Consider the following 1518-nt stretch of genomic DNA (forward strand, 5'->3'; position numbering starts at 1 on the left):
TAACACACATGTTTGCACGGCCTCTTTTGTCTTCAGAAATGCGCCGGACGTGAATTAGAAGCACATCAGGTAAATCGCTTATCCTTTCATTGCGGATTTTAGTATTCTTCATCCTCCAACCGAGAAAGGAGATTCGTTCAGAGATTGATGCAAAACTCTTGAAAAAATGTAACACCTTAAAAAAAATTTGAAATTACGACAAATGCACAAAAGTGATTAATGAAAGAAAAAAATATCCTAATAGGTTACAAATTGAAGAGCTAAGCATACTATATGTGAAGTTGTAGCGGATCACCAATGTAAGAGTTGCAAAGTTGGACTATTGTTTCCTTCTTGTGCTTACTGGTCAATTTGGCATCCTTTTTATAAAGTATTTTCTAAATTGTTCTATGAATATAGACTTCCACAAACTCTGTTGTGCAGTTGAGACTGGAAATGTGCATCTACATCCAAATTCCAATCCCGAATTCCATGATCATCTGTCTCCCTGAAATGATGAGAAGGAACTTTCCCTTGACATTTGCAATTAAGTAGTGATAGTTGTAATCTTAAGAGGGGGTTGAAGTTCACTGAATTATGAAAAGTGGTCCCCTCTCTGCTCCAAAATCCACGATTACAGATTGTACGGTATCGACCATAACCAGCACACTGTTCATCAGCTCCTGAACCTATGTATGAAGCACTCTCGATTTCGACTGATACTTGTAGCGGGACCTGCTTTCTGAAAGTCTACAGATTTCACCTTCCACAAAGTCCCCAATATCCATCACGTCCTGCAGCTAACCACAATGCTGTGCCTATATTCCAATCCTTTTTTTTTAATTACATCCCATAAATTCATAGTATATATATATATATAAAGCTTTTGTACTTTCAGATAGAAAAAGTCAAGTAAAGACCATGTAGGTCTTTGAAGGATGTATTAATGACATGACATGATCAGTTTCACATTTAAGGTCTGACAAGGGAGTGTCGATCTCAAGACGCCATCTATTATTTGTGCAAGTTTGGAATGCAAAGAATTCAAAAGAAAGAAGAAAAACTAATATGTGTGATTCATGAAGGAAATTTGGCATTTTACCTTCTAGTTGGGAAAATTGGTTGGAGCCCCTTCAAACCAGACTTGGCAGATATCCTATCAGGAGCAGATTCCCCATCAAAGCTTACATTTTAACAAATCTATCCAGTCTAGTAAAAACCAAAACAAAAAGGTACATAAATACATACTTCTCATTCAATTTTTTCATTTTTTCATTATCAACTTAGAAGAGATCTTTCAATTTACATCTTCTACTGAGGCATTGATCTAACAATGCAGCAAGTATCATCAAATCCAACCCTCCAGAAAGGATAAATTCTATTGGAGTTTCCCCCCTCACTCCCCAATCCTATCTTGCTGTTTAGTTCTATCCAGTTAAATTACACATACTAACAAGTGTCAACGATAGCTTTATCAATCATGATATCATACCTTTTTTAAGTGTGTCTACTATTGTTCTTCTCATTGCTGATTCTCTT

The 1518-nt window shown here is 36.2% G+C and carries 1 protein-coding gene; it reads left to right on the forward strand.

Going from position 1 to position 1518, the window contains the following annotated elements:
- The first annotated feature begins 1012 nt into the window (after positions 1–1012).
- Entirely contained in the window at positions 1013–1174 is a 162-nt protein-coding gene (locus ACKI67_RS09285; RefSeq protein WP_407463249.1) for a hypothetical protein, read from the forward strand.
- Positions 1175–1518: the final 344 nt, after the last annotated feature.

Source organism: Methanobrevibacter sp. (genome assembly GCF_045577275.1).
In the GTDB taxonomy this organism is placed as follows: domain Archaea; phylum Methanobacteriota; class Methanobacteria; order Methanobacteriales; family Methanobacteriaceae; genus Methanobrevibacter.